A 26,892-nucleotide genomic window follows, 5' to 3' on the forward strand; every position below is an offset into this window, starting at 1 on the left:
TGCCAGCGGAACAAGTCGACGAGGGATTGCCGGTGTCCACGGCCAGGCTATCCGAGACCTAGTGTGCTGCGGGTTCGGCTTCGACTTCCACTTCCAGCGGGTCGGTGGCGGTGCCGCGCCACTTCGCCAGGGCGTTCATGCCGTGGTAGATGATCAGTGCTGCGGCGGTGCCCAGGGCGATGCCGGCGAACTGCAGGTTGCCGATGGTCCAGGTGAAGTCGGCGACGCCGATGATCAGGGCGACGGCGGCAGTGGTCAGGTTGATGTTGTTGGAGAAGTTGACCTTGTTCTGGACCCAGATGCGCACACCCAGGACGCCGATCATGCCGTACAGCAGCGTGGCAGCGCCACCCAGCACGCCCACGGGAACGGTGGCAATCAATTCGCCGAATTTGGGCGAGAAGCTCAGCAGCAGCGCAGCCACACCGGCAACAAAGTAGGCGGCGGTGGAGTACACCTTGGTGGCAGCCATCACGCCGATGTTTTCGGCATAGGTGGTGGTGCCGGAACCGCCACCGAAGCCTGCCAGGGTGGTGGCCACGCCGTCGGCGATCAAGGCGCGTCCGGCGTACGGGTCAAGGTTCTCGCCGGTCATCAGGGCCACGGATTTTACGTGGCCAATGTTCTCGGCCACCAGCACCAGCACCACGGGGATGAACAGGCCCAGGACGGCAAAGTGGAAAGTGGGTGTCTGGAAGTGGGGGAGCCCTATCCAGCCGGCCTCGTGGATCTTGGAAAAGTCCACTTCGCTGCGCAGGACCGCCACAAGGTAGCCGAGCACCACGCCCACCAGAATGGCCAGACGTCCCAGGATTCCGCGGAACAAGACACTGACCAAAATGATGACACCGAGGGTGATCACCGCGGTCACGGGAGCCAACTTGAAATTGTTCCACGCGGACGGGGCCAGGTTCAGGCCGATCAACGCCACAATGGTGCCGGTGACCGGTGCAGGCATGAGCCGGTTGATCCAGGAGGCGCCAAACTTTTGCACCACCATGCCAATGACGGCCAGTGTCACACCGGCTACCACCACCCCGCCCAAGGCGCCGGACACGCCAAACTGCTGCTGTGACGCCATGATCGGGGCAATGAAGGCAAAGCTGGAACCGAGGTAGCTGGGCACGCGGCCGCGCGTCAGGATCAGGAAGAAGATGGTGCCGATGCCGGAGAAGAACAATGTTGTGGCCGGCGGCATGCCAGTGATCAGGGGGACCAGGAAGGTGGCGCCGAACATGGCGACCACGTGCTGCAGGCCAATGCCGATGGTGCGCGGCCAGCTCAAGCGCTCGTCCGGCGACACCACTTGTCCTGGCGCAATGGTCTTACCGTCTCCGTGAACGCTCCATTTTGTGCCCAACAAACTCATAGTGTGCCTTTCCGCTCTCGTGCCATCATCGGCTGCTCTCCGCGCAGCAGCGCGTGACCACCGATAAGAATAGCGGCAATTGGGGCCGCTGGCCGCGCAGAATCCTTTTTGCACAGTGTTCTTCTCAAGAGGGCGCCGCGGCCACCATGGCCGCTAGGATCGCAGTAGGGGCGGTCATTTCCCAGCGAACTGCCCCGCTTTCTTTGACTCAGAGAAGGAGCACCGTATGTGTCGACTTTTTGGGCTGCATGCCGGCGTGGACCCCGTCAAGGCGACGTTTTGGCTCCTGGCGGCACCGGACAGCCTGTCAGTGCAAAGCAGGCGTGAACCCGATGGCACCGGGATAGGGGTGTTTAACGAAGATGGCGCACCGGTGGTGTTCAAGCAGGCGCTGGCCGCCTACGACGACGCGGCTTTCGCCACCGAGGCGCGTGAACTGAAAAGCAACACCTTCGTGGCCCACGTCCGGTATGCCACCACTGGCGCCCACACCGAGGCGAACACGCATCCCTTTGAGCAGGACGGCCGGCTCTTCGCCCACAACGGGGCCTTGGGGGAATTGGAGAAGCTCGATGCCAGGCTGGCCGAGCTGGGTGGCGCGGACCTTGTCCTGGGCCAGACGGACAGTGAACGGATGTTCTCCTTGATCACCGTGGAAACCAGGCGCTGCGGCGGCGATCTGCAGGCGGGAATTGCCGCGGCACTGGGCTGGATTGCCGAGAACCTTCCCGTCTACAGCCTGAATTTGATCATCGCCACGGCGAGTGAGCTGTGGGCGCTGCGGTACCCGGAAACACACGAGCTCTACGTCCTGGAGCGGGCGCCCGGCGGGTATTGGCGAGGCCAGCCGCTGAAGGCCGACAGCGCCAGGATCAACGCACACAGCCAGGCCCTGGACAGCCAAAGCGCCGTTGTCATCGCCACCGAACCCATGGACGAGGACCCCGGCTGGCGGCTTATGGAACCCGGAGAGCTGCTCCGTGTTTGCGCCGGCCTCCGCCCGCAAATAAGTCGGCCGTTGTCACAGGATCCGGTGCGGCCCCTGGTGTTGCCTGACGCGGGGCCGGCAGCAGCGTCCGGGCTTTAGACCTGCTGGGGGTGATGGTCGGGGTTCACCTGCAGTACGACGCCGAGGAGGTCGTTGAGTGCGTGCGCCAAGGCCGGATGTGCTAGTTCATACCGGGACCGGCGGCCCTCCGGCACGGCAACTGCCAGCCCGCATTCGCGCAAGCAGGAGAGGTGATTGGAGATGCTTTGTCGGGAAACGTTGAACTTTTCGGCCAGATCGGCGGGGTAGGCGGGGGCGCTGGCCAGTTCCATGAGGATTTGCGCCCGGGTGGGGTCCGAGATGGCGTAGCCAAAACGGGCCAGCACTGCCGCGTTGCTAATGGGCTTCATTCTCAATATAATACATGATTTGCTGGATTCATCAAACGATGTACTATTGAGTCATGTCAGGACATGATCACTCACACGGCCATTCGCACGCCGGAGCACCAGGGGAAAGTCATCAGGGTCGTATTTCCCTAGCCTTGGGAATCACTGTGGCCGTCTTTGTCTTCCAAGTCATCGGCTCCATTCTTACCGGTTCGCTGGCGCTGCTCTTTGACTCCGCCCATGTACTCACCGACGCCGGCGGGCTGGCCATGGCACTGTTGGCGGCGCGGCTGATGATCCGGCCGCCCACCAGCAAACGCACCTGGGGGTTCGCCCGGGCGGAAGTCCTGGCCGCCACGGCGCAAGCGGCAGTGCTGCTCGCCGTCGGACTTATTGTCCTGGTTGAAGGCGTGCAGAGGCTCTTCAACCCCACCGAGATCGCCTCGAACCAGATGATCATCTTTGGTGCCATCGGCCTGCTGGGCAACGTCATCTCCATGTTTGTCCTGATGGGCGGGCGCAGCAAGAACTTCAATATGCGCGCGGCGTTCCTGGAGGTTGTCAACGACGCCCTCGGCTCCGTGGCGGTCATTCTGGCGGCCGTGGTGATTTCGCTGACCGGCTGGATGCAGGCAGACGCCGTGGTGGCCATGCTCATTGGAGCCCTGATCCTGCCGCGTACCTTGAAGCTGCTGCTGGAGACCATCCACGTCCTGCTGGAATCGACGCCGTCGGGCCTGGACCTTGACGAGGTCCGCAAGCACATCCTGGCCCTTGACCACGTGCGCAGCTTACACGACCTCCACGCCAGCCAGATTGCCACGGGCCTGCCCGTGCTGTCGGCCCACGTGGTGGTGGCCGACGAGTGCTTTTACGACGGCCACGCACCGCAGATGCTCGACGCCCTCCAAACATGCGTCGCCGGGCACTTCCAGGTCAGCATCGAGCACTCCACCTTCCAATTGGAGCCAACCGGCCACGCCAAGCACGAGCTGGGCAGCCACAACTAACGCAGGCGTCCAGCGCTTTCGCCGGTCCCGGGCCGGATTGGAGCCGGTTAGGAGATGACGCCGTCGACGAGGGCCTTCGCCTCGGCCTGGACCTGGGCGAGGTGATCTGCGCCTTTGAAAGACTCGGCGTAGATCTTGTACACGTCCTCGGTGCCGGAGGGGCGGGCCGCGAACCAGGCGTTCTCCGTGGTGACCTTCAGCCCGCCAATGGCGGCGCCGTTACCGGGGGCCTGCGTCAGCTTGGCGGTGATGGGCTCGCCAGCCAACACGGTGGCGGTGACGTCGGCCGCTGAGAGCTTACCCAGCGCGGTTTTTTGCTCGCGGGTGGCGGCCGCGTCGATGCGGGCGTACGACGGCGCCCCAAAGCGGGCGGTCAGCTCACCGTAGTGGGCCGAGGGGGACTTCCCGGTGACGGCCGTGATTTCGGAGGCCAGCAGGGCCAGCAGGATGCCGTCCTTGTCGGTGGTCCAGACGGAGCCGTCCTTCTTCACGAAGGAGGCACCTGCCGATTCCTCCCCACCAAACACGCCCTCGCCGGAGAGCAGCCCGGGGACAAACCACTTGAAGCCGACGGGCACCTCAACGAGCTGGCGGCCAAGGTCGGCAGCAACCCGGTCGATGATGGAGGAGGACACCAGCGTCTTGCCGACGCTGGCGGTTGCGGGCCACTGTGAACGGTGCGTGTAGAGGTACTGGATGGCCACGGCCAGGTAGTGGTTGGGGTTCATCAGCCCCGCATCTGGGGTGACGATGCCGTGGCGGTCGGCGTCGGCGTCGTTGCCGGTGGCAATGTCGTAGGGGGCACCAGCCGAGAGCTTGTTGATCAACGACGCCATAGCGAAGGGAGAGGAGCAGTCCATGCGGATCTTCTCATCCCAGTCCAGGGTCATGAAGGACCACTGCGGGTCCACCGTGGGGTTGACCACCGTCAGGTCCAGGTTGTGGCGTTCGCCAATCTCGCCCCAGTAGTCCACCGACGCGCCACCCATGGGATCGGCGCCGATGCGGACTCCTGCCGCACGGATGGCGTCAAGGTCCAGCACCGACGGGAGATCGTCAACATAGCTGGAAAGGAAATCGAACTTTCCCGTCGTGGCGGCGTGAAGCGCCTGTGCCAAGGGCATGCGGCGGACCCCGCGGAGCCCGCTTTCCAGCAGTTCGTTGGCCCGGTTGGCGATCCAACCGGTCGCGTCGGAGTCCGCCGGGCCACCGTGCGGGGGGTTGTACTTGAAGCCGCCGTCGCCGGGCGGATTGTGTGACGGGGTCACCACAATGCCGTCTGCCAGCCCGTCCGTGCGGCCCTTGTTGTGCGTGAGGATGGCGTGCGAGAGCGCCGGTGTGGGCGTGTAACCATGCCGGGCGTCGATGAGAACCTCGACGCCGTTGCCGGCCAACACTTCCAGGGCAGTGTTTTGTGCTGGCTCACTCAGGGCGTGGGTGTCCTTGCCCATAAACAGTGGGCCGGTGATGCCCTGGCCGTTGCGGTACTCCACGATGGCCTGGGTGATGGCGGCGATATGAGCGTCATTAAAGGAAGACTTTAAGGATGTGCCCCGGTGCCCGGATGTGCCAAAGGCCACGCGCTGGCCCAGATCACTAAGATCCGGTTGAAAGTCGTAGTAGGCGTCCAACAGTGCAGTCAGGTCGACGAGGTCTTGGGGAAGGGCAACAGTGCCCGCGCGGCTAGCCATGCCACCAGCATGACAGAGGGGCACGGTTGCGCGCACTGTTTTATCACAGTGTGGACGTTTTGGCGGTGGATGAATGCCGCAAGGTTCGAATGCTCGACTACGATGGAAGCCAAGTTTCCCGCAACCATTTGGACACTCCCGTGGAGGGTCATAACCTGCGCACCGCGCAGCACGCGTTAGGAGTCGACTATGTCGAACCAGCCAGAGCAACAACCGTATCCAGGCATGCCTCAGGACTACACCCCGCCCGGCTACATGACAGCTCCCGGGCCGCCATTTGCCGCGCCCACGTACTACCAGGGCGGACTCGGCTATGTGGATAACACCAGCGGTCCCCGCAGCCTGAGCCTGGCCAGCATGATCATCGGGCTATCATCGCTTTTTGTTGTGGGCTGGTTCATCGTCCCGCAGATTATCGGCATCATCCTGGGGCACATTGGCCTGAGCAAGGAAAGCCCCCAAGGCAAGCCGTTCTCCATCACGGGCCTGGTCACCAACTACCTGGCGCTCCTGGTCTACGGCGGCCTCTACTTTTTCTTCATCGTCGTCTTCGCAGCCTTGGGCGCCGACTCCTCTAGCCCTTCCTCGCAGACCTACACCTGGCTGCAGTCCGGCCTGTAGGCAACGTCGCAACCGGGGCGTTAGCGAACGGCGGCACCTTCCCTGACGCAGAAGCGAAAGGGAAGATGCCGCCGTCGTGCGTTGAGAAGCAGCCTTACATGATGCCGGCCATCAGCTTCTTGATGGGCTTCTGGACCAGCAGCAACAGCACACCGAAAGCAATCGAGACCAGGCCGACCACCAGGAAGTACGGGGTCTCATTGGCGGGGTTGTACCAGCCCGCCAAAACACCCGACATGGCCGTGCCCAGGGACACGGACAGGAAGAACAAGGCAACCATCTGGGTCTGGAACGCGGCCGGGGCCAGCTTCGTAGCCAGCGACAGGCCAACCGGGGAGAGCAGCAGCTCGGCGACCGTGAACAGCAGCAAGATCAAGACCATGGCCATCAGCGGAACCGAAACCATGCCGGCGAACGGGATGAAGGTCAGGTATGCCAAGCCCATGACCATCAGGGCGACGGCGAACTTGACGGGGGTGCCGGGCTGGCGGTCACCCCACTTGGTCCACAGCGCGGCAAACACACCGGCCAGGATGATGATGAAGATCGGGTTGATCGAGCTGACCCAGCTCGGCGGCATTTCCCAGCCGAACACCACGCGGTCAAGACGCTTGTCGGCGTACAGTGCCACCACGGTGAACTGCTGCTGGAAAAGCGACCAGAACACGGCGCTGGCCAGGAACAACGGCATGAACGAGTACACGCGACTGCGCTCCACCGTGCTCAGGGACTTGTTGGCAAGGATAACGGCGAAGTAGGCGATCGTGGCCAGGATGACAACGGCGACGATGATCCACTTCAGGTTCTCTGCCGTGATCAGCTTCAGGGCAACGGCCGCAACAATCACGGCGACGGCGGCGGCGGCCAACAGGCCAACCTTGAGATAATCTGCCTTCGGCAGAGGATTGGCGACGTGCTGTGCGGTGGCCGGCAGGTTCTTGCGGGTCAAGGAGTACTGGGTCAAGCCCAACGCCATGCCGACTGCGGCGGCGGCAAAGCCAATGTGGAAGCCATAAGTGACCTGCAGCCAGCCGGTGGCCAGCGGGCCGATGAGCCCACCGATGTTGATGCCCATGTAGAAGATGGAGAAGCCGGCGTCGCGGCGGTTGTCGTCCTTGGCGTACAAGGACCCCACCAGGGAAGTGGCATTGGCCTTCAAACCGCCGGAGCCGACACCGATCAGGATCAAGCCGACGGTCAGGCCGATCGCACCGGGCAGGAAGGCCAGGGACAGATGCCCGGCCATGATCAAGATGGCGCTATAGAACAGGACACGCTCGGAGCCCATGAGTCGGTCGGCAACCCAGGCACCCAAAATGGTGGAGAGGTATACGCCGCCGCCGTAGGCGCCGACGATCCCAAGGGCGGTGCCCTCGTCAATGCCGAGACCGCCTTGGGTGACCGTGTAGTACATGTAGTACGCAAGGATGCCCTGCATGCCATAGAAGGAGAACCGTTCCCACAGCTCCACGCTGAAGAGGTTGAGCAGCATTTTCGGCTGGCCAAAGAACGATGTATCGAGGGGTTTTTGCTCGGCCGCAATTGTGCTGGACTGGCTGTCTTTTGAACTCACGTGATCAATTTTCGCATTATGACGGCCGTACGTCACATTTGCCGGTTGGGTCGGGCACTGGTGCCGGGCCCAACCGGCGCTACCCTTAACGGAAGTACATCTTGATTTGTAGGAGAAAATAGCATGTCAGACATCATGAACGTCACCGTTTCCGAACTTGCCGAGGACGCCGTAATTCTGGATGTTCGGGAAGATTACGAGTGGGAGGCCGGGCATATTGCCGGGGCTTTGCACATCCCGTTGGAGCAGTTGCCGGCTCGACTCGAGGAACTGGACCCCGACGTGGACGTTAACGTCATCTGCCGCACCGGTGGACGCTCCTTCCGGGCCGCCACGTGGTTGAGTGAAAACGGCTACTCCGCGTTCAACGTCATTGGCGGCATGGGGGCCTGGTTTGAGGCGGAGAAGCCTATGACGAATGAGAACGGCGAAACCCCGCGCGTCCTCTAAAACCAGCCGTCCCTACCCCTAGACAGGTCCCCATGACTTCCGCGCCCGGCCCTTCCTCCCTGCCCTACACCTTCCTTGGGCCGGAGGGGACATTTACTGAGTCCGCGCTTTTGCAGGTTCCGGGGGCGGGCGCAGCCAAGCGGGTTCCCTCAAGCAATGCTGCTTCCGCACTGGCGATGGTGCGCTCGGGCCAGGCGTTTGCTGCCATGCTGCCAATTGAAAACTCCATTGAGGGCGGGGTGCCAGCCACCTTGGACGCCATTTCAGCCGGCACCCAATTGCGGATCCTGCACGAAGTGGTGGTGCCGGTCAGTTTTGTCCTGGTGGCGCGGGCCGGCGTAGCGCTCGCGGACATCACGGCCGTGGGCACGCATCCGCATGCGTGGGCGCAAACCCGTGACTGGTTTGGCGAACACCTGCCCCATGCTATCCATGTTCCAGCGAATTCGACGGCGGCTGCGGCCCATGAGCTGCTAGCTGGTGGGAGTGCCTTCCAGGGCGCAGTGTGCGCCCCGTTGGTTGCCGAGCAGACGGGGCTGACCATCCTGGCCGCCGGCATTGAGGACAATGTGGGGGCCGTAACCCGCTTTGTGCTGGTGGGCCTGCCGGGAACGTTGCCAGAACCTACGGGTGCGGACAAGACGACACTTGCCATTCCGCTGCCCAAGGACCATCCGGGCGCCCTGATGGCCATCCTGGAACAATTCGCCAGCCGCGGCGTCAACCTGAGCAGGATCGAATCCCGGCCCACCGGCAAGTACCTTGGCCACTATGTTTTTAGTGTGGACGTGGACGGTCACATCCATGACGCCCGCGTCGCCGATGCCCTGCGGGGGCTGCACCGGGTCAGCCCGGACATGCTCTTTTTGGGTTCCTACCCGCGCGCGGACAAGCAGCCGCCACTGATCCGCGCCTATAACTCCGATACGGCCTTTGCCGAGTCCGGCCTTTGGGTTGACGGGTTGCTTGGCCTAGGACCCGTCTGAGTCCAGCCGGTGGGAAGGCAGTCGCCACGATTCTTGGAACCGGGATCCTATGGTTCTTCTTTGCGGGGCTCCGGACGCCTATGCTGTGACTATCCGCAAGATACGGCGTGCTGCAAACAGTGTGGGCAGTACTTAGAAACCGGGTGAGTCAGAGATGGAACGGCAAGGATCCAAGGACAGCAGCGACGAAGGCACCATCGTCAACCCGCACCATGACGAGGGCCGTGACACATCGGTGGGGGACGAAGGTGACGAGGCCAACGAACTCCGCTTTGACGAAGAGCAACGCCTGATCAACGAGCAATCCCTGCGCCCGGAAACGGACTGATCGAAACGGACTGAGCACCAACGCTTAAAACGCCAACGTTAAAGCGCCGGGTGGTTGGGCGCGGCCACCCGCACCAGAACAGCTTTCGGCTCAACACTGATCTTGACCACAGTGGCGGCCCCCGAAGGGTCTCCATCCACCTGCGTCTCCACGGGCAGCACGGTGCGGATTACCAGTTTTTGTGACCGGTAGAAGTCGATGACGGGCAAGCGGTTATTGTGTTGAAACACCACTTTCCCGGCCATTGCAATCCAACCAAGTGCACTGCGGGGGCTCACCACCACCACGTCCAGGACGCCGTCGTCAATGAGCGCGTCGGGGACAAAATCGATCCCTCCGGGCAGCAGCCCGCAATTGGCGAACAGCACTGAACGGACCTTGCGCTGCTGGGCGGGCTGGTCGTCCATGACGATGCTGATCTTCTTCCGCCGCCCTATCATGTGCCGCAGTCCGGCCTCGCTATAAGCCAGCCAGCCCACTGAATCCTTCAGCTTGGCTTTGGTGTCATTCATGATCTCGGCGTCCAAGCCGAGCCCGGCAATCACCATGAAGGACTGCTTGGACACGGACCCGGTGATCTCGTCCTCGAGCTCCATCAGCCCGGCGTCGATGTGGCGCTGATGCCCAAACAAGGCAATTTCGACGTTCGCGGCGATGTCGGTGACGTCCAGTTCCAGGTTCCGTGCCAGCAGATTGCCGGTGCCCAGCGGAATGATCGCCACCGGCACCTCGGTGTGGCGCAGGATCTGGGCCACGGCGCGTACTGTGCCGTCACCGCCGCCCACAACTACGACGTCGGCCCTGACCTCAAGCGCACGCGTCGCCATGGCGAAACCCGGGTCCTCCGCCGTGGTCGCCAGGAATGTTGGCTCCGGCCAACCAGCCAGCGACGTGGAACGCAGCAACAAGGTTTTGGCCGCGTCAACCCCATTTTTGGTTGGGTTGTAAATGAAAACAACCTTCTGCGCGGCCACGTGGATCTTGTGTGGGGAGTCGGCCACAGCACTGCGTGTATGTTTTTGGGCGAGCTTGCGAACACCCAGCCAACTGAATCCGACAGCGAGCAGGAAAACGATCACAATGATGGCGATAAGGGCTTGAGTTGGCATGATTCTCTAACCATACCGGTGGAGACACTTTTGATTGGTTAGGCTTAGGGAGTGATCGATGTAAGAGACCTCTGCGAAAATCCAGAAAAATACCGCGCCAGCCAAAGTGCTCGCGGGGCCCAACCCTCGGTGGTGGACGCCGTCATTGCCGCTGACGCCGCCAGGAAATCCGCCATTAGCTCCTTTGAAGCGTTGCGTGCGGCACAAAACGCCTTCGGCAAGAAGGTGGCGCAGGCCAAGGGCGAGCAGAAACAGGCACTGCTGGCCGAGGTGAAGGAGCTTGCCGCGCAGGTGAAGGCTGCCTCCGCGGCCTCCGATGCCGCCAGCGCCGAACAGGACGCCCTGGTTCGTAGCATGCCCAACTTGATCTCCGACGGCGTCCCGGCAGGCGGCGAGGACGACTACATTGTGCTCAAGACCGTAGGCACACCCCGAGAATTCCCCCACTTCACCCCGAAGGACCACCTGGAAATCGGTGAACTGATCGGTGCCATCGACATGGAGCGTGGCGCCAAGGTCTCAGGTTCACGCTTTTACTTCCTCAAGGGCGTTGGCGCCCGCCTGGAAATGGCGCTGCTCCAGCTGGCCATGGACCAGGCCATCGAGGCCGGCTTCACCCCCATGATCACCCCCACCCTGGTGCTGCCCGAAACCATGGCCGGTACGGGCTTTGATGTGGAGCATGACGCCGAGATTTACCGTTTGGCCGACGACGACCTGTACCTGGTGGGCACCTCCGAGGTGGCCCTGGCCGGCTACCACGGCAACGAAATCATCAACGTCAACGAGCCCGTCCGCTACGCCGGCTGGTCCTCCTGCTACCGCCGCGAGGCCGGTTCGCACGGCAAGGACACCCGCGGGATCATCCGCGTCCACCAGTTCAACAAAGTAGAAATGTTTGTTTACACCAGCGTTGAAAAGGCTACCGAAGAGCACCAACGACTGCTGGCGTGGGAAGAGGAAATGCTCGCCAAGGTGGAGCTGCCGTACCGTGTCATCGACACTGCCGCCGGCGACCTGGGCGTCTCGGCCGCCCGCAAGTTCGACTGCGAGGCCTGGGTTCCCACGCAAGATGCCTACCGCGAGCTGACCTCCACCTCCAACTGCACCAGCTACCAGGCCCGCCGCCTGAACATTCGCGAGCGGATGACCAACGATGACGGCACCAAGGCTGGCACCCGTTCGGTGGCCACCCTTAATGGGACCTTGGCCACCACCCGCTGGATTGTGGCCATCCTGGAGCACCACCAGAACGCCGACGGCTCGGTCAATGTTCCCGTGGCGTTGCGCAAGTATCTGGGTGGCATGGAAGTGTTCCCCGTCCTGTAATTTCCGCTGCGCCAAGTGAACGCCGGGTAAATACACAGACTGTGCACACAACTGTGAATATTTACTTGGCGTTCATGGTTTTAACAGCCAGAATTTGTGGTGGTCCTAGACCAATCTGTTTGACTGGAGACATGACAATGACAGTAAATAATGCAATTCCCGGCATCGATGACCGGATAAGCGAAAAAACCAACTACCTGGTGGCTTTGGATGTGGACGGAACCCTGGTGGACCACGACGGCCTCATGACCGACGGTGTCCGCCACAGCGCCCGGGCCGTCCTCGAGGCCGGTCACGAGGTCATTATTGCCACGGGCCGATCCGTCGGCGCAGTGCTTCCGGTCCTGACACAAATTGGGATGATGCGCGGCTACGCCGTGTGCTCCAACGGCGGCGTGACACTGCGACTTGATCCAGCCCTCGAGCTTGGATATGAGGTCATCGACCGCGTGACGTTCAGCCCCAGGATCGCCTTGACCACCTTGCGTGAGAAAGTCCCCGGCGCCCGTTTCGCTGTGGAAGACGCCAGCGGCAACTTCCTCTCCACCTCCCGCTTCCAGGACGCCAGCTTCGGCATCGAGGCCCGCGGCGTGGACTTCCACCACCTGCTCGACGTTGAGGCCGTCAGGGTTGTGGTGAACAGTGCCGAAGCCAGCACCGACGAGTTCGCCCGCGCCATTGCCCAGGCCGGGCTCCACGGTGTCACCTACGCCGTCGGCTGGAGCGCGTGGCTGGACATTGCCGCCGCTGGAGTCACCAAGGCCACGGCGCTGGAGAAATTGCGCGCGCAGTTGGGCATCCACCAGTCCCTGACGGTGGCTGTGGGTGATGGCAGCAACGACATCGACATGCTCCGCTGGGCGGGCCGTGGCGTGGCCATGGGCCAGGCGGAGCAGGATGTGAAGTCCGTTGCCAATGAGATCACCGGCTCCGTGTACGACGACGGAGCTGCCGCCGTCCTACGTGGCCTGCTGTAGTCCCCACTTCCCGGCGTTATACCGCGTCCTGTCGTGTAAAAAAGCCGTCACGTAGGTAGAAGAAGAAGACGGACGATCGGTGACCTACCGAGGTGGCCGGCACGGCGGCCGACCAGTCCGCAAACATTCTCAAGAGCCACATCAAGCTAGCGTCCGAGCAATTCGTGGAATCTGGGATGAGCAAGTCGGACACCGAAGCCATGTTCGCACAGATCGCCGACCTGGTCGCTGATTCATCGTATTGGAGACTGCAGAGCCGGGGGCTCGCCGTGTTCGTTGGGCCCGGCTTCCATCTGGCGGTGCGGATCCCACTCGAAGTGAGCGAGTTCGCATTGGTCGCCGACCATTTCCAGGTTCTGCCCTTGGTCCCCATCTTGGAGAGCGATGGCAAGTGCTACTGGGAACGATCCCCGAGTCTTTCGATGCGGTGATCGGTGAGCTTCCCGAACAATGACTGCAGGCTCGCGCAATCGGTGGCGGGGAAGCGGCCTTCTGCGGTCAGGGTGGGTCTGGTGAGACGGAGACCATGCTCACCGAGAAGTTCGTTCACGCCGTTGGTCAGGCAGTCGGAAATGAACTCGGAACCGCTCGGTCACAACCACTCTTTCTCGCCTCTGTTGCGCAGTACCTGCCGATCTTTCGCGACGCCACCCCTATCCCGCACTCCATGGCCAAGTAATCGCGGGAAATCCTGAATATAGACTGCCGGATGAGTTGCGTTCGGCAGCTTGGAAGTTGTTGCATGAGAGCGATGCAGCTCGCGATTCTGCAGAGCGTGAGCGCGCCCTATCATTGGTTCACAATGGCAAGGGCGGGTTGGATGCTGCTGAAATCGCGCGGGCAGCGGAAGAAGGTCGAGTCGATTCCCTGTACCTGCCACGTGAAACGAAACGGCTGACTTCATCAACCGTGCGTGAGTTGGCGAACCGAGCTGTCCTCTCGACCGTGCGAACATCCGGCACCTTGCGAACGCTGGGCGAATGGGACCGTGACGACGAGATAATCGCCAGCCTGCGGCACTGAGAAGGAGCCGGGAAAACTCTCGGAACGCGTGCCGCCACCCACTTCGTGGCCTTCCTGTGGTGGCGCACGATGCGTCACAGGACCACGATGCCGAAAACCGCGGTGAGGGCCACTCCCGCCACATAGAGGATGGAACCCACGGATGCGGCTTCCTGCTGGGAGCCGAGCGGGATGAAGCCAAAGCGGAGGTCTGACATGGTGGTTCCGGTCAGGATAAGGGCCAGGAACGAGGTGATGCCGCTCATCGAATCCCACAGTGCGTGCAGCAGTGACATCACAACGCAGGTGAGGATAATGCTGAAGCGGAAGCGATAGCGATTGTGGCCGCGGGCGACGGCGAATAGGGCAGCGCCGAAGATGGCCGTCCACATGATATGGCCCACGGGCGGCAGGATGGCACGCAAGGTCACCGCGGTGACCCAAACCGTGAGTCCCCAGAGCACAAGGCCCCTCAGGAAAGCTTTCCACCACCACCGTGCTTCTTGTGGTGGGCCGTGGGCACCGGCTCGTCAGCCAGGATACTCATTGTTGATGCTCCCGTCGTTCCGGGCCCGGTTCCGTGGCGGCCGTTATTGACTCAGGCGTGGCCCCGGTACAGGGCGTTCGTCGCTGCCTTATCAATACTGACATGGTGTTTGCGCACGATTTCGGAGCCTCCGCCATTAATGGCGTCCAGCAGTGCGTTGAGCGGGATCAATGGAAAGAGGACTGTTCGCAAGAACATGAGCCACCCGTTGCGCCAGAACCCGGGCCTGGCGCCGTCCCGGAGCTTCACCAAACGGGTTCCGGCGATCAGTGTGCCCAAGGTGTTGCCGCCGGCGCAGCAGAAGCCGTAGATCCAAGGAACTAGGAACCACACCACGATGCCCAAAAAGATGCCGGCCCCAATGCTGCCGGTGTCTTTAGCAGAACTGGCTGCAACGGCAAGGACGGGAACAAGAACCAATGCGAAGTCCACCGCCCAGGCGGCAATGATTCGGCTGTCTTTTGCACGCACCCCCCAGCTTCCGTTGAGAAACGGGGCAGTGCGGTTTCCGCTCCAAGCCCCAATGCTGGACTGGACGGTTGGGATTGGCTGATGTTGCGCGGATTCAGTCACTGGAGCCCCTTTTCCACAAGTTCGGCAATGGCGTCGTGGGCCGTTGCTGCTGCCACGCATGTCAGGTCCACGTACACGGACTCTCCGTCCACACGGGAGGTCAGGGACACTAAGTGGTCCGGTTTTGAATACAGCGTGTAGTTGGCGAACGTGGCCTCATCCAGGCTCACGCCCGTGATGGAGGTGACGCCCAATGCGCCGTCAAGGACGGGGCCGGCATGCTGCTCGAAGTCATCCAGTGCGAAAGTGATGGCTTCCCCGTCGGCTGACTCCAGCTTGGCGGCGTTGGCCAGTTCCATGACGCGCGCGGGAAAATCGGACCGGGCAGCCAGCATGAAGGTGTGGGCGCCAGCCGCGTCAACGAGTTCTTCAAGAACCACATGGCCGTGAATGTAGCCATAGAACCATACCGGTCCCGTGTCCTTTTGCAGTTCGGCGGTAACGATTCGTTCGCCTGTTCGTCGCAGCGCCATGATGCCGGTGATTTCTTCGTTGGCGGCGAGTCCGCTTGGTTGCATGTCCTCGCCGGTTACCAGAGGGAAGGCCGCCCCGCTGGTCAAGAGGCTCCGCAGGGCCACGTTGCAGGCAAGTTCCTTTTGTTCGATGTGCTCATCCAGCCAGGGCAGGGCGGTCATCTGATCCCGGTTGAGGCCATCCAAGGCGACAAGGGCTTCATCGGTAAGGATGGGCAGTTGGACCTCGAGGTCTACAACGCGCGCCAAGACAGCTTGGGCGCAGTCATAGTCCCGCTGGGTCCACGTGATTTCGTGCTGTTCCATCATGCGAAAAGACCTCCGAGACTCTTGACGGGGTTGGAAAGGAAGTTCTTAGCACCGTTCACGGCGCCACCCACTACGTTACCAACCGAGGATGCGGCACTATCCCATGCCTTGCCGGCCTTTTCTCCAACCCATTTCCCGGCAGCCTTGCCCCAACTGCTGTCCGCAATCATGTTGCCAAGGGCCCAGCCGCCGGCAACAACACCTACACCGACAAGTACCGCGATCCCTACCGGATTGGCCACGGCACCAACTGCGATCAAGATGGAACCGGCTGCGCCGACAACGCCCAGCCCTCCTGCTATGCGGTCACCAACGCCACGCCACCCGTCATGGTCGGGGCTGACTATGTCGTGGATTCCACCAATAATTCCTACCGGAGCAAGGAGAGGCCCGGCAAACCGTCCGAAGGCACTTATCAACTTGCCGCTCTTGCCCAGGATCTCTCCGGCCGCCCCAAGCTTGCCGAACAGCCCGCCTTCAGACTGAAAAGTCTTGAACGCGTTGTAGGCGTTGCCGAACTGTTTCCACTGTTTGTTGGCGAGGAATTTGGCGTTGTCCTTGAGGTTTCCCATAAAGTTCTTCACGCCGAGACCAACACCCAGGGCCTTCGCGCCCAATCCGAGGTTGTCGAGGGTCTTGTCCCATACGCTGGGCCCCGAACCCGATCCGCCCGGCATACTTAGGCCAGTCGCCGAACTTGCGGTTTCCTGTTCTTGGGCGTTTTTGCGCAGCATGTTTGCTGCCTCTTGCAAGGACCGGGACGTGGCAGCAATCGTGGGGCGGTGTGAGGCGTTCCAGGTCTGCCGGAAACGGTCGGCGTCTGGGCCTTTCCAACCTCGGGGCTGATTCACCACACTTGAAAGGGTTTGGGCCTGCTGCAGCAACGCATGCGAGGCCTTGTCCATGGTCTTGGCGAAGTCCCGGAGATCTGCAATGTCAGAGCCTAAGAATCCGCCCATGGTGGTCCTTTCAAGAATGCGGTCCAGCCGGGGCTGGCGCCCTGCCAGCAGAGTGGAGGGGCCGTGAAGTCAACAGCCACCAGTCTATTCTCGGGTCTGGCGTGACCGCTATGGGCAGGACTATCCATGCCAGATATAAAGGTGTGGACCGCACTGTGCCGTCAAGCACCCGTCCCCGCTTTTCGCACCCGATGGAACGGGTGCGGAAAGCGGGGACGGGTGCTGGTGAAAGGTATGTCAGTGCTTAGTGGCCTCAAAACGCTTGATGGACGCTTCCAGCTCGGCTTCTGCAGCGGCACGGTCGGCCCAGCCCTCGGCCTTGACCCACTTGCCCGGCTCCAGGTCCTTGTAACGAGTGAAGAAGTGCTCGATCTCCTTGACCAGGTACTCGTCCACGTCGGAGATTTCCTGGATGTGATCGTAACGCTTGTCGTCAACAACACACAGAACCTTGGCGTCGCCACCGGACTCATCGGTCATGTTGAACACGGCGATGGGGCGGGCATCGACAACCACACCGGGGTGCAGATCGTAGTCCTGGAGCATGACCAAGGCGTCCAGGGGATCGCCGTCTTCGCCCAAGGTGTCATCGAAGAAGCCATAGTGCGTGGGGTACGTCATGGATGTGAACAAAACGCGGTCCAGGCGGACGCGGCCGGTCTCGTGGTCAACCTCGTATTTGACGCGTGATCCGCGGGGGATCTCAATGGTAACGTCGTGCTTCATCTGATGCTCCTCATGGGTGGGGCGCGCCGCCCGACAAGGCCTTGCGCGCAAAATCCGTCTAGTATGAGGATATAGGCGCATGTGTTGCGCTAAAAACCCACCCGCGTCATCCGTTGCGGGAGATGACCTGCCCCAGAGCGTTTAATCCGCCGGGCCCCGCCGCGTAAGGAACCACCAGCACTATGGGACGCACGTCGAAAGTTGTGACGAGCGGGTTGCTCATATTGGCCCTTGCCGCGGTCACTGTCCCTACCGGGATGCATCTGGCGCCGGCCCTGCTGCCCAAGGACCCGGCCGCAGTGGCCATCACGCCCGCAGCGCAGCTCCCACCGGCAACCCTGAGCGATCTGACCGGGATTTCCACGCTTCCCGGGAACGCGCCACTGCCCGATTCGACAGCGCTGACCGCATCCCTTGACAACGTGTTAAGTGCCGACGGCGTGGGCCAGTTCAGCGCCTCTGTCACGGATGCGGTGACGGGAACCTCCCTGTACTCGCGTGATGGCGGGGACCCCAGAATCCCGGCGTCGAACCTGAAATTGTTGACAGCCGCGGCGTCGCTGAAGTCACTGGGTGGCACCACCCGCATGACCACCTCCGTGATGCGCGGGGCAACCCCAAATTCTCTGGTCCTGCGCGCAGGCGGGGACGCCATGTTGAGTACCGGCGCCAGCGAACCGTCAGCAGTCATGGGCCACGCCGGCCTGGCCACCCTGGCCAAGGACACCGCCGGGGCTCTGGCCCATGACGGCGCCAGCGGTCCCGTCACTCTCAGCATTGACGACACCCTCTTCACCGGACCCGCCTTGAATCCGAAATGGGCCGAAGGCGATGTCGCAGCCGGTGAGATCGCCCCGATCTACCCCATGGCCCTGTACGCCGGACGGACGGGCCCTTCCGTGAAGACCGGACCGCGTCCGGAAGATTCCGCAGTGGCCGTGACAGAAGCTTTTGCCACCGCACTGGAGGCGGCAGGTGTTTCCACCACCGGTCAGATCGTCCGGGCCAAAGCGCCGGACGGCACCGCGTTGGCTTCCGTCAGTTCGGCGACAGTGGCCGAGCAGGTGCAATACTTCCTGGTGGAATCGGATAACTATGTTGCCGAGGTCCTGGCACGTCTAGTGGGTGCCAAAGAACAGCACGACGCCAGCAACGCAGGGGCCACAAAGGCCATCAAGGAAGTCCTGACGGGGTTGGGCCTGCCAATGGAGGGCATCGTCATGGCCGACAACTGCGGTTTGGCGGTGGGCAATTTGGTCAGCGCCCGGCAGTTGGTGCAAACGGTGGACCTGATGCTGAAGGCGTCCGGAACGGACGTGGGTCAGGGCCTGGTCGGCCTGCCGATCGCCGGGTTGAGCGGCACATTGGGGGCCCGCTTCTCCGAGGGTGCCGGCCTGGATGCGGCCGGGCTGGTCCGCGCCAAGACCGGGACGCTAAACGAGGTTTCAACCCTCTCCGGCTATGTGATCAACGCCCAGGGCCGGGTGCTGGCCTTTTCGATCATGGGCAATGGCCTATCCGCCGGTCCCGCCTCGGCAACCCCTATTCTTGACACGGCCGCCACCATCCTCGCCAAGAGCTGAAACGCGGACGGCGATGGCCGGGTTGTGGTGAGGGATACTGCCAGCAAAATATGATCTGATGGTCACTATGAGCCCGCAAAGCAGTGCCCCTGGCCCTTCAGTAACTCCGGTCAGCATGGTGAACTGGGAGCTGGCGGCGAAAACCGCAGCCGCACTTGCCCCGGCCGGACCGGCCCTGAGCGGGCGGGAAATTTCTAGTGCTGTGGAAAACTTGCGGCTCATGGCCGAGAAGTCAGTTCCTCATGTCCATGAGATCAGTAAACTTCAGGCGGCCCGGGACCTGCGGGACTCCGAGGTGCTGGTGGTCGACAGGGCGTCGTGGGCCAAGGCCAACACCCAAAGCTTTGCCGTCATGATGGACCCCGTCATGCGTGCCATTGCAGCCAAACAAGCCGAAAGCAACAAGGGCGCCAACAAGACTGCCAGTGCGGGAGCGGCCAACCTCAGCGCAACTGTTACTGGCGCGCAACTGGGCACTGCCCTGGCCTTCCTCTCCAGCAAGGTCTTGGGCCAGTACGACCCCTTCGCCGCACTGGCAGGCCCCACAGCCACGCCCGGGGGCCGGTTGCTTCTCGTGGCGCCAAACATCATCACGGTTGAACGCGATTTGAAGGTGGAACCTGCAGATTTCCGCCTCTGGGTGTGCCTGCACGAACAAACCCACAGGGTGCAATTTGCTGCCGCCCCGTGGCTGCGTCATCACATGCTCGCCGAGATAGAGAAGCTGGGTGGGCTGCTGGTGGGAGATTCCGAGAACCTTGGTGAACGCCTGTTGCAGGCCGCCAAGCAGATGGGCGCCAAAAAGGGCATCGCTTCAACAGAAAAGACCCCCAGCCGCGGCGGTGTGCTGGACTTGTTGCAAGACCCGGCCCAGAAGGCAGCACTCTCCCATGTCACAGCTGTCATGAGCCTGCTGGAGGGTCATGCCAATGTGGTCATGGACGGAGTTGATGCGCGGATTGTTCCCTCCGTGCGCACCATTCGCCAGCGCTTCAACAATCGCGGCAAGGATCGTGGCGTCCTGGAAAAGTTCATCCGAAACTTGCTGGGCCTGGATGCAAAGATGCGCCAATACAGCGATGGGGCAAAATTTGTGCGAGAAACAGTGTCCATGGTTGGCATGGACGGGTTCAACCAGGTGTGGACGCAAGAGCAGAACCTGCCCACGGAGCCGGAAATTCACCATGCCCGCTTGTGGGTCGAACGGATGGGCCTGTAACACGTGAGCGCTCAAATGCCAGCCCAGAATTTGCCTGCCCGGAACGCCCAGCAGCAACGCCCCCGAGGCCGGCTCGACCCGACGGTGGGCAAGGCCCGCACCATGGTGGGGGCGCTGCTGGGATTGACCACCACCGGCAAACACCGCCCTGTCCAGGACCCGCCTCTGGTATTGGTGGGGTGTAGCGGCGGCCCGGACTCGCTGGCTTTGGCGGCGGTAGCGGCGTTCTTTGCCAGCCGCGGCGAGATTCGTGTGGGGGCGGTGGTGGTTGACCACCAGATGCAGCCAGGTAGTGCCGAGGTCGCCGAAAACACGGCTGAGACGTTGCGTGCTTTGGGCTTGGACCCTGTTCAGGTGCGCACTGTGGAGTTGGCGCACGACGGCGTTGGCCCGGAAGCAGCCGCCCGCGCCGCCCGCTTTGCTGCCCTTGACGTGGCGGCTCGAGAGCTTGGCGCCCAAACAGTGTTGTTAGGTCACACCCTTGACGACCAGGCGGAATCGGTGCTGCTGGGCTTGGCCCGCGGCTCGGGAACCAAATCGTTGGCCGGAATGCGCCCGCGCCGCGGCCGCTATGCCCGACCGTTCCTGGGGCTTCGCCGCTCTGAGACATTGGCCATATGTGAGGCGCTGGACCTGGACCCATGGCACGACCCGGCCAACACGGACCAGGCGTATTTGCGGGTCCGTGTCCGGCACAATGTGTTGCCTTTTCTGAGTGCAGAACTTGGTCCGGGGATCACTGAGTCGTTGGCCCGGTCGGCGACGATCCTGGGCCACGACGCGGACTTCCTCGACGAATTGGCGCAGGCAGAATTTGATCGGATCGCCGAGATATGCCCCGGCACGCAAGCGCTTCCCGCTGAGGTGCGGCTGCCCGAGGATGCGCTGCGGCGCTTGGCTCCGGCCCTGAAGATGCGAGTGTTGGCGCGGGCCGTCGTCGTACTTGGCGGGTACCAGCCCAGTTATGAAAGGCTGGTTTCGGCGCAAGAATTATTAGAACGCAAGGGCTCCGCCGGGCCGGTGCAAATGGCGGGAAAAGTCAGTGCTTACCGAATTTCGCGGAGCCAAAGCGTTCCCCAAGACGGGCCGGGCTATGGGAAGCTTGTCCTTAGGCGCGGCGACACAGCGTTGCACCTGCACTAAATCAGCACCAGCGCAGTCAAAAAAACCTTCACAATCAGGAGTCATTGGTGGATTCACAAGACGTCCAATCCGACCTCAAGCACGTTCTTTACACCAAAGAACAAATCCAAACACGGGTGGCCGAGCTGGCTGCACAGATCGACGCGGACTATGAGGGCCGCGACGTCCTGCTGGTCGGCGTGCTCAAGGGTGCCGTCATGATCATGGCCGACCTTTCCCGCGCCCTGCACAGCCACGTCACCATGGACTGGATGGCGGTGTCCTCCTACGGGTCCGGCACGCAGTCCTCCGGCGTGGTGCGCATTCTGAAGGACCTGGAAACGGACCTTATGGGCAAGCATGTGCTCATCGTTGAGGACATCATCGACTCCGGCCTGACCCTCTCCTGGCTGAAGGCGAACCTGATCTCTCGAGGCCCTGCCTCGGTGGAAATCTGCACCTTGTTGCGCAAGCCGGCCGCCGCCAAGGTTGAGATCGACGTTAAGTACGTCGGTTATGAGATCCCCAGCGAATTCGTTGTCGGCTACGGCCTGGACTTTGCCGAGAGGTACCGCAACCTGGACTTCATCGGCACCCTGGCACCGCACATTTACGAATAAGCCCTAGCTGTTGAGCGCCCGCTCCCCGTGGTTTCGGCAGGGTCAACCAACAATGGTTGATCCAGCCGAAATCTGGGGGTGGGCGCATTTCCTTAGCTACCGCGCAGAAAACCGTTCCGCCCTCAGGGAACTATTTGCGGTTCCCGTGCGTGTTCTTCTAGGAACGGTGTAAAGCTAGTAGCGCGGACATGTGTCCGCGCAGGTGGCAGTGCCACGGATGTGATGTAAAAATATTGGTTGAGCGGGAGGGACGGGGCCTGGCCCCGAACACATGAAAGTCAAAAAACTCGTCAAGGGTCCATTCATCTGGATCATTGTGGTGGTTGTGCTCATTGGTGCGGCCTTGGCCACACTGGCCGGCGGCGGCCCAACCCAGATCCAAACCTCCGAGGGCTTGACCCTGCTCCAGGGCGACAAAGTGGCCTCCGCGAAGGTCTTCGGTTCCGAAGGCCGCGTCGACATGGTCCTGAAGGACGCTTACACGAGTGAATCCGGAACCAAGGCCGGCACGGACGTACAGTTTTACTATGGCGGCTACCGCGCCACCACCTTGCCGGACATTATCGACAACGCCAAGCTGAAGTCCTTTGACGACCAGCCGGCGTCGAACAACTTTTGGTCCAGCATGCTTTCACTGCTGATCCCGTTCGTGCTCATCGGGCTGATCTTCTGGTTCCTGTTCTCGCGCATGCAGGGCGGCGGCTCCAAGGTCATGCAATTTGGCAAATCCAAGGCCAAGCTCATCACCAAGGACCACCCGCAGGTCACCTTTGCTGATGTTGCCGGTGCCGACGAGGCCGTGGAAGAACTCCACGAGATCAAGGACTTCCTGCAGAACCCCGCCAAGTTCACCGCCGTGGGCGCCAAGATCCCCAAGGGCGTGCTGCTGTACGGCCCTCCGGGCACTGGCAAGACCTTGCTGGCCCGCGCCGTCGCCGGCGAGTCCGGCGTGCCGTTCTACTCCATCTCCGGTTCCGACTTCGTGGAGATGTTCGTCGGTGTGGGTGCTTCACGTGTCCGCGACCTCTTTGAACAGGCCAAGACTAACTCCCCGGCCATCATCTTCGTTGACGAGATCGACGCCGTTGGCCGCCACCGCGGCGCAGGCATCGGCGGCGGCAACGACGAACGCGAGCAGACCCTGAACCAGCTGCTGGTGGAAATGGACGGCTTCGACGTCAAGACGAACGTCATCTTGATTGCCGCCACCAACCGCCCGGACGTGCTGGACCCGGCGCTGCTGCGCCCTGGCCGCTTTGACCGCCAGATCCCCGTGGAGGCCCCCGACCGTTTGGGGCGCGAGCAAATCCTGCGGGTGCACGCCAAGGGCAAGCCCATGGCCCCCGGCGTCGACCTGAACGCCGTGGCGAAGAAGACGCCCGGCTACACGGGCGCCGACCTGGCCAACGTGCTTAACGAGGCTGCCCTGCTGACGGCCCGTTCCAACGCCCAGCTCATCGACGACCGGGCCCTGGACGAGTCCATTGACCGCGTCATGGCCGGCCCGCAGAAGCGCACCCGCGTCATGAAGGAGTTGGAACGCAAGATCACCGCGTACCACGAGGGCGGCCACGCCCTGGTGGCCGCGGCCATGCACAACACGGCACCCGTCACCAAGATCACCATCTTGCCCCGCGGCCGTGCACTCGGCTACACCATGGTGGTCCCCGAGGATGACAAATACTCGATCACTCGCAACGAACTGCTGGACCAGATGGCGTACGCCATGGGCGGGCGCGTCGCCGAGGAAATCGTTTTCCACGACCCCTCCACAGGCGCCTCGAACGACATTGAAAAGGCCACCGGGACTGCCCGGGCCATGGTCACCCAGTACGGCATGAGCGAGCGTATCGGCGCCGTTAAACTCGGCGCGGCAGGCGGCGAACCATTCCTTGGCGCCAGTGCCGGCCACGATAGGGACTATTCCGAATCGGTGGCGGCGATTGTCGATCAGGAAGTGCGCAAGCTGATCGAACAGGCCCACGACGACGCCTACGAGGTGCTCATTGAGAACCGCGACATCCTTGACCGTCTGGCCCTGGAATTGTTGGAACGCGAAACCTTGAACCAGAAGGAAATTGCTGAGATCTTCCACGATCTGCGCAAGCCGGCCGAGCGCAAGGTGTGGCTGTCCAAGGACACCCGCCCGGTTTCAGATGTGCCACCCGTGATCACGGCGAAGGAGCGTCGCGACGCCCTGGCTGCCGGTGCGGCGGCCCCGGAGACGGTGTCCCCCCGGGACCAGCTAGCCAGTGCGCACATCGACGGTGAAGTTGATGCGCCGTCCAACGCTCCGGGCATCGACCTGGGCAAGGACGACACCCCGCAACTGCCGGGACAGTAGTAATCGGCGATAGGATCACATCCGTGACTGATTACAACGAGGGACAAGAGTCCGTGCAGGGCGGCACCACCGGTGCCGCCCTGCCAGGCGACAAACACCCCGTGGACCTGCCTCGCATTGAGGCAGCTGTTCGGGAGATTCTGCTGGCCATCGGGGAGGACCCCGAACGCAGCGGCTTGCTGGAGACCCCCAAACGTGTGGCCAAAGCTTATGCGGAGGTGTTCTCCGGCATCCATCAAGACCCGGCGGGGATCTTGGGCACCACCTTTGACATTGCGCACCAGGAAATGGTGCTCGTGAAGGACATCCCGTTCTACTCCACCTGCGAACACCATTTGGTGCCGTTCCACGGCAGCGCCCATGTGGGCTACATCCCGGGCGCGGACGGCAGGGTTACCGGGCTGAGCAAATTGGCCCGTCTGGTGGACCTATTCGCCAAACGCCCACAAGTGCAAGAACGCCTGACCACCCAGATCGCCGACGCCCTCGTGGAACACCTCAAACCAGCAGGTGCAATCGTCGTCGTCGAATGTGAACACATGTGCATGTCCATGCGTGGCGTGCGTAAACCAGGGGCCAAGACCGTCACCAGTGCGGTGCGCGGTTCGCTTCATGAGCCCGCAACCCGGGCCGAAGCCATGAGCTTGATTCTCGGAAGGTAAGAAACACACAATGGATTCCCTCGCAGCCGCACCCGGAACCGGGCCGGCAACAACACCGCTGCCAGTTCTTCGGGCCAGGACCGCTTTCGCGTCGTATGCCAGCTTGCCCACCAACCGCGCCGTGGTCATGGGGATCTTGAACTGTACCCCCGATTCCTTCAGCGATGGGGGCGAGTACAACTCCGTCGACACCGCCATCGCGCACGGTCTGCGCATGTACTACGGCGGAGCTGACATCATTGACGTCGGTGGCGAGTCAACCCGCCCCGGCGCGCAAGAAGTTGACGAGTTGGAGGAACAGCGGCGCATCCTGCCGGTCATCCAGACACTGGCCAAGGCTGGCGCGCTGGTAAGTGTGGACACCCGCCACGCCTCCACCGCCGCCTTAGCGCTGGACGCAGGCGCCGGACTGATCAATGACGTTTCCGGCAACAATGTGCACCCCGACATGATCGCCTTGATCGCCGAACGTGAGGTCCCGTACGTGCTCATGCACAGTCGCGGGGACTCCCGCTCGATGGATTCACTGACCCAATACACTGACGTCGTGGACGACGTGGTGCGGGAACTGGGCGAACTCCGTGAGCGTTTTTACGCCGCCGGTGTCAAGCCGGAGCAGCTCATCCTGGACCCGGGTATCGGCTTCTCCAAGAACGCCGAGCAGAACTGGGAATTGCTGGCCAACCTTGATGCGGTGGTTTCTATGGGCAATAGGGTGCTGGTCGGCACCTCGCGCAAACGCTTCTTGGGCTCACTGCTCACCACGGCCGGCAAGGCTGCGGCGCCGAAGGAGCGTGACGACGCGACATCAGCGACCACCGCCCTTGCCGCGGCGCAAGGTATCTGGGGTGTTCGCGTGCACGACGTCGGCGCCAGCCTGGACGCTGCCAAGGTCGCCGCCCGCCAGTTGTTGGGAAAGCAAAATCGTTCAGCACGGTTGGCTGCCGCTGGCCAGGACACGCAGTGAACCCTGCTGACACCATCACCCTCTCCGGGATCACCGCCATTGGCTACCATGGCGTTTTTGACTTTGAAAAACGCGACGGCCAACCCTTTGTGGTGGACGCGGTGATGCACGCGGACCTCGGTGCGGCCGCTGCAACGGATGACCTGGCCAAGACAGCCCACTATGGAGACGTGGCAGACACCATCGTGGCGCTAATACGTGGCGACGCCCACGCCCTGATCGAGACCCTCGCGGTGCGCATCGCCGAGGCGATCCTGGCCGGATTCCCCGTCGTGTCCGCCGTCGAAGTGACGGTGCACAAGCCCAAGGCGCCCATCCAGGTGCCCTTTGGAGACGTGAGTATCAAGGTCTTCCGTAGCAGGGCCGCTGGGAGCGGTGCGTGAGCGCCACCCGCCCGCTCACGCGCGCCATCCTGGCCCTGGGCAGCAACCTCGGTGAGCGGCGTGGCACACTGTCGGCCGCCGTCGGCGATCTGGTGGACCGCCCGGAAGTCCGCCTGGTGGATGTTTCCCCTGTGGTCTCCACTACGGCTGTGGGAGGGCCGCCGGGACAGCCGGACTTTTTGAACATGGTCATTGCGGTGGACACCTCCTTTGACCCGTATGAACTTTTAGCGCATTGCCAGAGCGTTGAGTTGGCACATCATCGGGTTCGTGAGGTCCGCTGGGCGGCACGGACCCTGGATGTCGATGTCATCAGCTATGGGGACGTTGTCAGCGAAGACCCCGTGTTGACCCTGCCGCATCCGCGTGCAGCCCAGCGGGCCTTTGTGCTGTATCCGTGGGCGCTGATGGACCCGCAAGCAGTCCTTTCCGGTCACCTGGTCTCTGAACTGGCGGCCGCAGCACCGGATATGCGCGGGATCGTGCATGCGGAGCTTGTGTCCTTGGAACCGGAAGACCCGCAAGGCTAGGTCCTTGCTCCGACGCATCTAGACCATCGAATATCGCGGCGCCCGGTAGAAAA

General features: G+C 62.3%; 29 protein-coding genes. 19 read left to right on the forward strand and 10 right to left on the reverse strand.

Features of this window, described 5'->3' with window-relative positions; translation table 11 throughout:
• Positions 1 to 58 precede the first annotated feature (58 nt).
• Positions 59 to 1,369 (reverse strand): uracil-xanthine permease family protein, encoded by a 1,311-nt coding sequence (locus tag AOC05_RS16235; RefSeq protein WP_062008349.1) that lies wholly within the window; start codon positions 1,367 to 1,369, stop codon positions 59 to 61.
• A gap of 226 nt (positions 1,370 to 1,595) precedes the next feature.
• On the opposite strand from AOC05_RS16235, the gene AOC05_RS16240 reads away from it, so the two are divergent.
• The gene (locus AOC05_RS16240) at positions 1,596 to 2,456 is read left to right on the forward strand and encodes a class II glutamine amidotransferase (protein WP_062008350.1); all 861 of its coding nucleotides are present in this window, start codon (positions 1,596 to 1,598) and stop codon (positions 2,454 to 2,456) included.
• Here AOC05_RS16240 and AOC05_RS16245 read toward each other — a convergent pair.
• On the reverse strand, positions 2,453 to 2,767 hold the full coding sequence (locus tag AOC05_RS16245) for an ArsR/SmtB family transcription factor (protein ID WP_062008352.1): 315 nt from the start codon (positions 2,765 to 2,767) through the stop codon (positions 2,453 to 2,455). The two genes, AOC05_RS16240 and AOC05_RS16245, sit on opposite strands and share 4 nt — an antisense overlap.
• Before the next feature lie 53 nt (positions 2,768 to 2,820).
• Between AOC05_RS16245 and AOC05_RS16250 the strand changes: the two genes are divergently transcribed.
• Positions 2,821 to 3,756, forward strand: coding sequence for a cation diffusion facilitator family transporter (locus AOC05_RS16250; RefSeq protein ID WP_062008354.1), 936 nt, complete (start codon positions 2,821 to 2,823; stop codon positions 3,754 to 3,756).
• A 47-nt stretch (positions 3,757 to 3,803) separates the two neighbouring features.
• On the opposite strand, the gene pgm is transcribed toward AOC05_RS16250, so the two are convergent.
• On the reverse strand, positions 3,804 to 5,447 hold the full coding sequence (gene pgm, locus AOC05_RS16255) for a phosphoglucomutase (alpha-D-glucose-1,6-bisphosphate-dependent) (protein WP_062008356.1): 1,644 nt from the start codon (positions 5,445 to 5,447) through the stop codon (positions 3,804 to 3,806).
• A 189-nt stretch (positions 5,448 to 5,636) separates the two neighbouring features.
• Between pgm and AOC05_RS16260 the strand changes: the two genes are divergently transcribed.
• Positions 5,637 to 6,068, forward strand: a complete 432-nt coding sequence (locus tag AOC05_RS16260) for a hypothetical protein (protein ID WP_062008358.1) — start codon at positions 5,637 to 5,639, stop codon at positions 6,066 to 6,068.
• Between the two features lie 94 nt (positions 6,069 to 6,162).
• Here AOC05_RS16260 and AOC05_RS16265 read toward each other — a convergent pair whose 3' ends face one another.
• Positions 6,163 to 7,560, reverse strand: a complete 1,398-nt coding sequence (locus AOC05_RS16265) for a peptide MFS transporter (protein WP_082358238.1) — start codon at positions 7,558 to 7,560, stop codon at positions 6,163 to 6,165.
• Positions 7,561 to 7,764: 204 nt separating this feature from the next.
• Between AOC05_RS16265 and AOC05_RS16270 the strand changes: the two genes are divergently transcribed.
• The 3 genes from AOC05_RS16270 to AOC05_RS19575 all read left to right on the forward strand — a co-directional run bounded on the left by AOC05_RS16270 (position 7,765) and on the right by AOC05_RS19575 (position 9,405).
• Positions 7,765 to 8,091 carry a rhodanese-like domain-containing protein gene (locus AOC05_RS16270; RefSeq protein ID WP_062008362.1) on the forward strand — a complete coding sequence of 109 codons (327 nt, stop codon included), beginning with the start codon at positions 7,765 to 7,767 and terminating at the stop codon, positions 8,089 to 8,091.
• 32 nt (positions 8,092 to 8,123) lie between these two features.
• The gene (gene pheA, locus AOC05_RS16275; protein ID WP_062008364.1) at positions 8,124 to 9,077 is read left to right on the forward strand and encodes a prephenate dehydratase; all 954 of its coding nucleotides are present in this window, start codon (positions 8,124 to 8,126) and stop codon (positions 9,075 to 9,077) included.
• A 154-nt stretch (positions 9,078 to 9,231) separates the two neighbouring features.
• Positions 9,232 to 9,405 (forward strand): hypothetical protein, encoded by a 174-nt coding sequence (locus tag AOC05_RS19575; protein ID WP_154604746.1) that lies wholly within the window; start codon positions 9,232 to 9,234, stop codon positions 9,403 to 9,405.
• A 38-nt stretch (positions 9,406 to 9,443) separates the two neighbouring features.
• On the opposite strand, the gene AOC05_RS16280 is transcribed toward AOC05_RS19575, so the two are convergent.
• Positions 9,444 to 10,514: a diacylglycerol/lipid kinase family protein gene (locus tag AOC05_RS16280; protein ID WP_062008366.1), complete on the reverse strand. Its 1,071-nt coding sequence runs from the start codon at positions 10,512 to 10,514 to the stop codon at positions 9,444 to 9,446.
• 51 nt (positions 10,515 to 10,565) lie between these two features.
• Here AOC05_RS16280 and serS point away from each other — a divergent pair, with 51 nt between their 5' ends.
• The 4 genes from serS (at position 10,566) to AOC05_RS20880 (ending at position 13,499) form a co-directional block, all read left to right on the forward strand.
• Entirely contained in the window at positions 10,566 to 11,843 is a 1,278-nt protein-coding gene (gene serS / locus AOC05_RS16285; RefSeq protein WP_062008368.1) for a serine--tRNA ligase, read from the forward strand.
• Between the two features lie 131 nt (positions 11,844 to 11,974).
• Complete coding sequence (locus AOC05_RS16290; protein WP_062008370.1) at positions 11,975 to 12,820, forward strand: HAD family hydrolase; 846 nt, start codon at positions 11,975 to 11,977, stop codon at positions 12,818 to 12,820.
• Positions 12,821 to 12,996: 176 nt separating this feature from the next.
• Entirely contained in the window at positions 12,997 to 13,251 is a 255-nt protein-coding gene (locus AOC05_RS16295) for a hypothetical protein (RefSeq protein ID WP_154604748.1), read from the forward strand.
• Between the two features lie 95 nt (positions 13,252 to 13,346).
• Complete coding sequence (locus tag AOC05_RS20880) at positions 13,347 to 13,499, forward strand: hypothetical protein (RefSeq protein WP_420480369.1); 153 nt, start codon at positions 13,347 to 13,349, stop codon at positions 13,497 to 13,499.
• A gap of 418 nt (positions 13,500 to 13,917) precedes the next feature.
• On the opposite strand, the gene AOC05_RS16300 is transcribed toward AOC05_RS20880, so the two are convergent.
• From AOC05_RS16300 to AOC05_RS16320, 5 genes are all read right to left on the reverse strand, one after another.
• Complete coding sequence (locus AOC05_RS16300) at positions 13,918 to 14,253, reverse strand: PrsW family glutamic-type intramembrane protease (protein ID WP_197277845.1); 336 nt, start codon at positions 14,251 to 14,253, stop codon at positions 13,918 to 13,920.
• A gap of 167 nt (positions 14,254 to 14,420) precedes the next feature.
• Positions 14,421 to 14,840 carry an RDD family protein gene (locus AOC05_RS16305; RefSeq protein ID WP_186759560.1) on the reverse strand — a complete coding sequence of 140 codons (420 nt, stop codon included), beginning with the start codon at positions 14,838 to 14,840 and terminating at the stop codon, positions 14,421 to 14,423.
• Positions 14,841 to 14,938: 98 nt separating this feature from the next.
• Positions 14,939 to 15,724, reverse strand: coding sequence for a hypothetical protein (locus AOC05_RS16310; RefSeq protein ID WP_062008379.1), 786 nt, complete (start codon positions 15,722 to 15,724; stop codon positions 14,939 to 14,941).
• Entirely contained in the window at positions 15,721 to 16,683 is a 963-nt protein-coding gene (locus AOC05_RS16315; protein WP_062008381.1) for a WXG100 family type VII secretion target, read from the reverse strand. The genes AOC05_RS16310 and AOC05_RS16315 overlap by 4 nt, the downstream gene beginning before the upstream one ends.
• Before the next feature lie 237 nt (positions 16,684 to 16,920).
• A complete protein-coding gene (locus tag AOC05_RS16320; RefSeq protein ID WP_062008383.1) occupies positions 16,921 to 17,409 on the reverse strand; it encodes an inorganic diphosphatase in 489 nt (162 codons plus the stop codon).
• Positions 17,410 to 17,591: 182 nt separating this feature from the next.
• On the opposite strand from AOC05_RS16320, the gene dacB reads away from it, so the two are divergent.
• The 9 genes from dacB (at position 17,592) to folK (ending at position 26,839) form a co-directional block, all read left to right on the forward strand.
• A complete protein-coding gene (gene dacB, locus AOC05_RS16325) occupies positions 17,592 to 18,992 on the forward strand; it encodes a D-alanyl-D-alanine carboxypeptidase/D-alanyl-D-alanine-endopeptidase (protein ID WP_062008386.1) in 1,401 nt (466 codons plus the stop codon).
• A 58-nt stretch (positions 18,993 to 19,050) separates the two neighbouring features.
• A complete protein-coding gene (locus AOC05_RS16330) occupies positions 19,051 to 20,211 on the forward strand; it encodes a zinc-dependent metalloprotease (protein WP_062008388.1) in 1,161 nt (386 codons plus the stop codon).
• Positions 20,212 to 20,226: 15 nt separating this feature from the next.
• Positions 20,227 to 21,354 carry a tRNA lysidine(34) synthetase TilS gene (tilS, locus tag AOC05_RS16335; protein WP_062008391.1) on the forward strand — a complete coding sequence of 376 codons (1,128 nt, stop codon included), beginning with the start codon at positions 20,227 to 20,229 and terminating at the stop codon, positions 21,352 to 21,354.
• A 47-nt stretch (positions 21,355 to 21,401) separates the two neighbouring features.
• Positions 21,402 to 21,953 (forward strand): hypoxanthine phosphoribosyltransferase, encoded by a 552-nt coding sequence (gene hpt / locus AOC05_RS16340; protein ID WP_062008393.1) that lies wholly within the window; start codon positions 21,402 to 21,404, stop codon positions 21,951 to 21,953.
• 271 nt (positions 21,954 to 22,224) lie between these two features.
• Positions 22,225 to 24,297, forward strand: coding sequence for an ATP-dependent zinc metalloprotease FtsH (gene ftsH, locus AOC05_RS16345; RefSeq protein WP_062008395.1), 2,073 nt, complete (start codon positions 22,225 to 22,227; stop codon positions 24,295 to 24,297).
• A gap of 53 nt (positions 24,298 to 24,350) precedes the next feature.
• Entirely contained in the window at positions 24,351 to 24,959 is a 609-nt protein-coding gene (folE, locus tag AOC05_RS16350) for a GTP cyclohydrolase I FolE (RefSeq protein ID WP_062009930.1), read from the forward strand.
• Positions 24,960 to 24,969: 10 nt separating this feature from the next.
• Complete coding sequence (gene folP / locus AOC05_RS16355) at positions 24,970 to 25,926, forward strand: dihydropteroate synthase (protein WP_062008397.1); 957 nt, start codon at positions 24,970 to 24,972, stop codon at positions 25,924 to 25,926.
• Positions 25,923 to 26,309, forward strand: coding sequence for a dihydroneopterin aldolase (folB, locus tag AOC05_RS16360; RefSeq protein WP_062008399.1), 387 nt, complete (start codon positions 25,923 to 25,925; stop codon positions 26,307 to 26,309). Before folP ends, folB begins: the two co-directional genes overlap by 4 nt.
• Positions 26,306 to 26,839 carry a 2-amino-4-hydroxy-6-hydroxymethyldihydropteridine diphosphokinase gene (gene folK, locus AOC05_RS16365; protein ID WP_062008401.1) on the forward strand — a complete coding sequence of 178 codons (534 nt, stop codon included), beginning with the start codon at positions 26,306 to 26,308 and terminating at the stop codon, positions 26,837 to 26,839. Before folB ends, folK begins: the two co-directional genes overlap by 4 nt.
• The last annotated feature ends 53 nt before the right edge of the window (positions 26,840 to 26,892 follow it).

The sequence above is a fragment of the Arthrobacter alpinus genome, from assembly GCF_001294625.1.
Classification (GTDB): domain Bacteria; phylum Actinomycetota; class Actinomycetes; order Actinomycetales; family Micrococcaceae; genus Specibacter; species Specibacter alpinus_A.